General features: G+C 71.5%; 7 protein-coding genes. 5 read left to right on the top strand and 2 right to left on the bottom strand.

All coding sequences use genetic code 11. From position 1 onward, the window contains the following. Window positions 1-222 precede the first annotated feature (222 nt). Window positions 223-846: a hypothetical protein gene (locus IO30_RS0127560; protein ID WP_031147245.1), complete on the bottom strand. Its 624-nt coding sequence runs from the start codon at window positions 844-846 to the stop codon at window positions 223-225. Between the two features lie 244 nt (window positions 847-1090). On the opposite strand from IO30_RS0127560, the gene purN reads away from it, so the two are divergent. Then, entirely contained in the window at window positions 1091-1714 is a 624-nt protein-coding gene (gene purN / locus IO30_RS0127555; RefSeq protein ID WP_031147243.1) for a phosphoribosylglycinamide formyltransferase, read from the top strand. Continuing rightward, entirely contained in the window at window positions 1711-3294 is a 1584-nt protein-coding gene (gene purH / locus IO30_RS0127550) for a bifunctional phosphoribosylaminoimidazolecarboxamide formyltransferase/IMP cyclohydrolase (protein WP_051859574.1), read from the top strand. Before purN ends, purH begins: the two co-directional genes overlap by 4 nt. Before the next feature lie 88 nt (window positions 3295-3382). Here purH and IO30_RS0127545 read toward each other — a convergent pair whose 3' ends face one another. Then, window positions 3383-4000: an integral membrane protein gene (locus IO30_RS0127545; protein WP_031147239.1), complete on the bottom strand. Its 618-nt coding sequence runs from the start codon at window positions 3998-4000 to the stop codon at window positions 3383-3385. Window positions 4001-4241: 241 nt separating this feature from the next. On the opposite strand from IO30_RS0127545, the gene IO30_RS0127540 reads away from it, so the two are divergent. The 3 genes from IO30_RS0127540 to IO30_RS0127530 all read left to right on the top strand — a co-directional run bounded on the left by IO30_RS0127540 (window position 4242) and on the right by IO30_RS0127530 (window position 6907). Next, window positions 4242-5102 carry a bifunctional methylenetetrahydrofolate dehydrogenase/methenyltetrahydrofolate cyclohydrolase gene (locus IO30_RS0127540; RefSeq protein WP_031147237.1) on the top strand — a complete coding sequence of 287 codons (861 nt, stop codon included), beginning with the start codon at window positions 4242-4244 and terminating at the stop codon, window positions 5100-5102. Further along, complete coding sequence (locus tag IO30_RS0127535) at window positions 5092-5691, top strand: DUF3017 domain-containing protein (protein WP_051859573.1); 600 nt, start codon at window positions 5092-5094, stop codon at window positions 5689-5691. The genes IO30_RS0127540 and IO30_RS0127535 overlap by 11 nt, the downstream gene beginning before the upstream one ends. Before the next feature lie 226 nt (window positions 5692-5917). Next, on the top strand, window positions 5918-6907 hold the full coding sequence (locus tag IO30_RS0127530) for a malate dehydrogenase (protein WP_031147233.1): 990 nt from the start codon (window positions 5918-5920) through the stop codon (window positions 6905-6907). The last annotated feature ends 128 nt before the right edge of the window (window positions 6908-7035 follow it).

The following is a 7035-nucleotide window of genomic DNA, read 5'->3' as shown; positions in this document are numbered from 1 at the left end:
CCCCGCAGGACGAGCGCGCAACCTGGGCCGCCACATCTTGACCGGGCTCAGTGCGCGAGCCGAGGAGATACCCCGGAGGGGCACCGCTCCCCGACCCCCCACGCACAGGCCCTGCCAGGGCAAACCCCAGCCCCTCCGGCGATTGAGGAGCGGGGTCCGGGGCGGAGCCCCGTGCAGCGGCGCCGCAGCCGGACCCAGCCCGCCGAGCGACCCCGCAGGGGACTAGCGCTGGACCTGGAGGATCTTGCCCAGGGCGTTGTCCGGGAGGAGGGTGTTGCACTGGAGTTCCGCCGTCTTGGTGAGGGCGTCGTCGCGGCAGACGTAGAAGTCCTTGTAGGCGAGCTGGAGCCCGTACGAGGTCATGGCCAGCAGGATCGCCAGTGAGGCCGTGACCAGGCCGCTCACCGCCGCCGTCCGCTGCGGCCGGGCCGCCGCGCCGAGGGCCGCGAGGCCGCCCTGCGCCGGAGCCTGTCCGGGCGTGCGGGCGCCGGAGCCCCCGGCGGAGCCCCCGGCATCCGCGGGCTCCCCCGGCTTGCCGCGCAGTGCGCTGATCCCCCAGTACAGGGCGAGCGCCCCCAGGAGCAGGCCGACCGAGGGGATCCCGAAGATCCCGAAGAAGAAGCCCCACATGCCGGCGAGCAGCGCGTAGCGGGCGCGGCGCTGGATCGGGTCCGTCGGGTCCCAGCGGGCAGGGCCCTTGTCCTGTCCCTCGGGGTCCTTCGGGCCGTCCCCGCCCCGGCCGTCGCCGCCGCTGCGCGGCTGCCACGGCTGGTCGGGCCGACCTTCCGGGGGCGCCGCGAAGGGGTTGTCGTCGGTGGAGGAGTCGGGCTGGCGGCGGTCCGGCATCGGGTGCGTTTCTTCCCCTGTGTCATGGACGTCGAGGAGACGTCGTGGCGAGGTGAGGCCGGTTCGCGGCCTGTAGGCCAGACGCTACCCCTCGGCTGTGCCCCCGTCCCTCGGGGGCTGTCCGGTGTGCCGGTATCGTTGCAGGCGGTCGGTGGCTTCGTATGGTCCGCTGTATATCGGGGACCCGGAGTTTCGTATGACCACACAAGACGAACGACGTGTTTCCCGCCAGAAAGGGCCACCCATGGCCGCCTCCCGCCTGGTCGTGCTGGTTTCCGGTTCCGGCACCAACCTCCAGGCCCTGCTCGACGCCATCGACGCCCACCCCGGCGGAGCGGAGGGCTTCGGGGCCGAAGTCGTCGCCGTGGGGGCCGACCGCGAGAACATCGCCGGCCTGGAGCGGGCCGAGAAGGCGGGAATCCCCACCTTCGTGTGCCCGGTCAAGGCGTACGGGAGCCGTGAGGAGTGGGACACCGCCCTCACCGAGGCGACCGACGCCCACGCGCCGGACCTCGTCGTGTCCGCAGGGTTCATGAAGATCGTGGGCAAGGCGTTCATCGGCCGCTTCGGCGGACGGTTCGTCAACACCCACCCCGCTCTCCTCCCGGCCTTCCCCGGCGCGCACGGCGTGCGCGACGCCCTCGCCTACGGGGCGAAGGTCACCGGCTGCACGGTCCACTTCGTGGACGCGGGCGTGGACACCGGTCCGATCATCGCCCAGGGTGTGGTCGAGGTCCGGGACGAGGACGACGAAGCCGCTCTCCATGAGCGCATCAAGGAAGTCGAGCGAGCGCTGCTCGTCGATGTCGTGGGGCGTCTGGCCCGGCACGGCTACCGCATTGAGGGACGAAAGGTAACAATCCAGTGACCGCCGTAGAGAGCAACGACCCGACCACGACCCAGCGGCCGATCCGGCGTGCGCTCGTCAGTGTCTACGACAAGACGGGACTGGAAGAGCTGGCCCGCGGCCTGCACGAGGCGGGCGTCGCCCTCGTCTCCACCGGCTCGACGGCCTCGAAGATCGCCGCGGCTGGAGTGCCCGTCACCAAGGTCGAGGAGCTCACGGGCTTCCCCGAGTGCCTGGACGGCCGGGTCAAGACCCTGCACCCGCGCGTGCACGCCGGCATCCTCGCCGACCTGCGCCTGGAGGACCACCGCAACCAGCTCGCCGAGCTGGGCGTCGAGCCCTTCGATCTGGTGGTCGTCAACCTGTACCCCTTCCTCGCGACCGTCCAGTCGGGTGCATCCCCGGACGAGTGCGTGGAGCAGATCGACATCGGCGGCCCGTCGATGGTCCGCGCCGCCGCCAAGAACCACCCCTCCGTCGCGGTCGTCACCAGCCCGGCCCGTTACGCCGACGTCCTGGACGCCGCGAAGAACGGCGGCTTCGACCTGACGGCCCGCAAGCGGCTGGCGGCCGAGGCCTTCCAGCACACCGCGGCCTACGACGTGGCCGTGGCCTCCTGGTTCACGAATGCGTACGCCCCGGAGCCGGAGGCCGTGCTCCCCGAGTTCCTGGCCGGCGCCTGGGAGCGCAAGTCGACCCTGCGCTACGGCGAGAACCCGCACCAGGCCGCCGCCCTCTACACCGACGGCCAGCCGGGCGGGCTCGCCAACGCCGAGCAGCTGCACGGCAAGGAGATGTCCTTCAACAACTACGTGGACACCGAGGCGGCCCGCCGTGCGGCCTTCGACCACGAAGAGCCCTGCGTCGCGATCATCAAGCACGCCAACCCGTGCGGCATCGCGGTCGACGCCGATGTGGCCGCTGCCCACCGCAAGGCGCACGCCTGTGACCCGCTGTCGGCGTTCGGCGGGGTCATCGCCGTCAACCGCCCGGTGACCGTCGCGCTCGCCGAGCAGGTCGCGGAGATCTTCACCGAGGTCATCGCCGCCCCCGCCTACGAGGACGGCGCGGTCGAGATCCTCGCGAAGAAGAAGAACATCCGCGTGCTGAAGGTGGACGGCACCCCGCACCAGCCGGGTGACCTCAAGCCCATCAGCGGCGGTGCGCTGCTCCAGCAGAGCGACCTCTTCCAGGCCGAGGGCGACGACCCGGCCAACTGGACGCTCGCCACCGGTGACGCGCTCTCCCCGGCCGAGCTCGCGGAGCTCGCCTTCGCGTGGAAGGCCTGCCGGGCCGTCAAGTCCAACGCGATCCTGCTGGCCAAGGACGGCGCCTCGGTCGGTGTCGGCATGGGCCAGGTCAACCGCGTCGACTCGGCGAAGCTGGCCGTGGAGCGGGCGGGCGCCGAGCGCGCGCAGGGTTCGTACGCCGCCTCCGACGCCTTCTTCCCCTTCCCGGACGGGCTGGAGATCCTGACCGCGGCCGGCATCAAGGCCGTGGTCCAGCCGGGCGGTTCCGTCCGCGACGAGCAGGTCGTCGAGGCTGCGAAGAAGGCTGGCGTGACGATGTACTTCACCGGGACCCGGCACTTCTTCCACTGACCGTCCCGGTCCCCGGACAACGGCGAAGGCCGCGACCCGCACTGCGGGTCGCGGCCTTCGCCGTCGACTGTGGCCGTAGGCCGTTCGCTCAGTGGCGCGGGCGGTTGAAGTACTCGCTCGCGTCGCTCTTCGCGAGGAAGACGATCACGAGGATGCCCAGCACCAGGCTGACGAGCGCGAAGAGGTTCGCGCCGAGCAGGTTGACGACGCTGACCAGCGTGACGAGCGAGGCGTAGACGATGCCCGAGACGCGGATGCCGGTGCGGCCCTTGCCCAGCTTGGCGGCGGTGAGGATGCCCCACAGGCCGAAGAGCAGGCACAGGACGCCGAAGAAGATCACGAAGCCCGCGCCGACGGCGGCGGCCTTGTCGGCGTCGGCGCTGTTGATCGTCGCGTCCGAGTCGAGGGCGGTGGAGATCTGATCGGCGACCCATGCGGAGGCGGCGAAGATGACCAGCGCGAAGACGGCCTGGCAGACACCCAGGATGTAGAGCATGATGCGGGCGCCCTTGACGCCGCCCGGCATCTCGACGGGAGCGCCGGGGTAGCCGCCGGGGAAGCCGGCCGGGGCACCCTGCTGGGGGTAGCCGTAGCCCTGCTGCGGGATGCCCTGCGGGGCCTGCTGCGGGTAGCCGTAGCCGGGCTGTCCGCCCTGCGGGGCCTGGGGCTGCTGGCCGTACGGGTTGTTGGGGTCGCCGAAACTCATCTGAGCTGTTCCTCCGTGGAAGTGCGGGGACGCACGGCACGCCCGGAGGAAATCTGCATCTTGCGGTCCGCCCCCCGGCACTGCCCGCGGCACTCTTTCGCTGCATCGTCGTCGGACCGGCCCGGGATTGTCCAGTTGGTTGTCCTCGGGCCCGTCACTTGTTGTGCAAGTGCAATGAACCGCGCATACCGGTGAGACCCTTGACTGGAACCGGGGGCGCTCCATCCGGGAGGATGGGGTCATGACCGCCCAGATTCTCGATGGCAAGGCCACCGCGGCCGCGATCAAGTCCGAACTGTCCGCCCGCGTGGCGGCCCTGAAGGCGCGGGGTGTCACCCCAGGCCTCGGCACCCTGCTGGTCGGTGACGACCCGGGCAGCCGCTGGTACGTCAACGGCAAGCACAAGGACTGCGCCGAGGTCGGCATCGCCTCCATCCAGCGCGAACTGCCCGCGACGGCCTCCCAGGAGGACATCGAGGCGGTCGTCCGCGAACTCAACGCCGACCCGGCGTGCACGGGCTACATCGTCCAACTCCCGCTCCCCAAGGGAATCGACACCAACCGGGTCCTGGAGCTGATGGATCCGGAGAAGGACGCCGACGGCCTGCACCCGATGTCCCTGGGCCGGCTCGTGCTGAACGAGCCGGGCCCGCTGCCCTGCACCCCGTACGGGATCGTCGAACTGCTCCGTCACCACGGCGTCGAGATCAACGGCGCGCACGTCGTCGTCCTCGGCCGCGGCATCACCGTCGGGCGTTCCATCGGCCTGTTGCTGACCCGCAAGTCCGAGAACGCCACCGTGACGCTCTGTCACACCGGTACGCGCGACCTCTCGGGGCTGCTGCGCCAGGCGGACATCGTCGTCGCGGCGGCCGGCGTGCCGCACCTGGTCAAGCCGGAGGACGTGAAGCCGGGCGCGGCCGTGCTCGACGTCGGCGTCAGCCGGGACGAGCAGGGCAAGATCGTCGGCGACGTGCACCCCGGTGTGGCCGAGGTGGCGGGCTGGATCTCCCCGAACCCGGGCGGCGTCGGCCCGATGACCCGCGCGCAGCTGCTCGTCAACGTCGTCGAGGCGGCGGAACGGATCACCAGTGCGGGCTGAACCCGGCACGGGGCCGGCGCCGGGCGCCACACCGGAGCCCGGCTCCGGGGCCGTCCCGTCCGCTCCCGGACCGCAGGACTCCCCTGCCGCGCCGCAGGACCCCGCGGCCGGACCGCAGGACCAGGCCGCGGGCCCGGACCGCGCGGCCGCGGGGCCCGCCTCCGGCCCCGTCCGGGCCGTGGCCCGGTCCGGGCCGCCGCCCGGCAGGTCGCGCCGGTTCCCGTCGGTCACCCAGGACACCGCCCGGCCCGAGGGCAGCGGCCGCGCCGTCCCCGGGGCGGTGTCCACGCCCGCCCGCCAGTGGCCGATGCTCGCCGTGCTCACCGCGACCGCGGCCGGGCTGCTGGCCACGGCGATGGGGCACCCGCGCATCGGCTGCCTGGCGATCGGCGTGGCCCTGATCGTGGCTTCGGTGCTGCGGCGCGTACTGCCTTCGGTGGGCATGCTCGCGGTGCGCTCCCGCTTCACGGACATGGTCACGTACGGGCTGCTCGGCGTGGCGATCACGCTGCTCGCGCTGGTCATGGAGCCCAAGCCGTGGCTGGAGAACCCGTTCCTGGAGGGCGCGGTGCGCTTCACCGTGCGCTAGCGCTGCCGTGACGCCGCCCCCGGCGAACAGGGGTCGGGTGTCCGGTTTCCCCTTCGAACCCTGTGGTCCGTGTGCGACGCACCACAGGGACCGGGGGGTTCGGCCGCTCCCGGGTCGGATAGCCTGACGGCGGATGTCTCTTCACGTCAAGATTCACAGGGGAGCGGCGTCCTCCAGCACATGGGGCGGGGACGCCCCAACCGCCAGCTGTCTAACGGAGAAGGCCATGACCCGCACTCCCGTGAATGTCACCGTGACCGGCGCCGCCGGCCAGATCGGCTACGCGCTGCTCTTCCGCATCGCTTCCGGTCACCTGCTCGGCGCGGACGTGCCGGTCAAGCTCCGTCTTCTGGAGATCCCCCAGGGCATGAAGGCCGCTGAGGGTACCGCCATGGAGCTCGACGACTGCGCGTTCCCGCTCCTCAAGGGCATCGACATCTTCGACGACCCGAACCAGGGCTTCGAGGGTGCGAACGTCGCCCTGCTCGTGGGCGCCCGCCCGCGTACCAAGGGCATGGAGCGCGGTGACCTGCTCTCCGCCAACGGCGGCATCTTCAAGCCGCAGGGCGCCGCGATCAACGCGCACGCCGCGGACGACATCAAGGTCCTGGTCGTGGGCAACCCGGCCAACACCAACGCGCTCATCGCGCAGGCCGCCGCCCCGGACGTACCGGCCGAGCGCTTCACCGCGATGACCCGCCTGGACCACAACCGCGCGATCTCGCAGCTCGCCAAGAAGACGGGCGCCGATGTCACCGACATCAAGCGCCTGACCATCTGGGGCAACCACTCGGCCACCCAGTACCCGGACATCTTCCACGCGGAGATCGCCGGCAAGAACGCCGCCGAGGTCGTCAGCGACGAGCTGTGGCTCGCCGACACCTTCATCCCGACCGTCGCCAAGCGCGGCGCCGCGATCATCGAGGCCCGTGGTGCGTCCTCGGCCGCCTCGGCCGCCAACGCCGCCATCGACCACGTGCACACCTGGGTCAACGGCACCGCCGCGGGCGACTGGACCTCGATGGGCATCCCGTCGGACGGCTCCTACGGCGTCCCGGAGGGCATCATCTCCTCCTTCCCCGTCACCACCAAGGACGGCAAGTACGAGATCGTCCAGGGCCTGGACATCAACGAGTTCTCCCGTGCGCGCATCGACGCGTCCGTGGCGGAGCTCGTCGAGGAGCGCGACGCGGTCCGCGAGCTCGGCCTGATCTGATCCACCTGCTCCACCTGCTCCACAGCTCCACCGAAGGCCCCGGTGCACCGCACCGGGGCCTTTTGGCGTGTTCACGCCTACCCAGGGCCGGGCCGGGCCCCTATGTTTTCCCTCCGCACACCGGAAGG

The organism is Streptomyces xanthophaeus, from assembly GCF_000725805.1.
Lineage (GTDB): Bacteria > Actinomycetota > Actinomycetes > Streptomycetales > Streptomycetaceae > Streptomyces > Streptomyces xanthophaeus.
This window is presented reverse-complemented; position numbering and strand designations above follow the sequence as displayed.

Bases quoted from the DNA above. Each gene is read 5' to 3' on its own strand.
- IO30_RS0127545 (WP_031147239.1), bottom strand. From the start codon at position 4,000: ATGAGTTTCGGCGACCCCAACAACCCGTACGGCCAGCAGCCCCAGGCC.
- IO30_RS0127560 (WP_031147245.1), bottom strand. From the start codon at position 846: ATGCCGGACCGCCGCCAGCCCGACTCCTCCACCGACGACAACCCCTTC.
- purN (WP_031147243.1), top strand. From the start codon at position 1,091: ATGGCCGCCTCCCGCCTGGTCGTGCTGGTTTCCGGTTCCGGCACCAAC.
- IO30_RS0127540 (WP_031147237.1), top strand. From the start codon at position 4,242: ATGACCGCCCAGATTCTCGATGGCAAGGCCACCGCGGCCGCGATCAAG.
- IO30_RS0127530 (WP_031147233.1), top strand. From the start codon at position 5,918: ATGACCCGCACTCCCGTGAATGTCACCGTGACCGGCGCCGCCGGCCAG.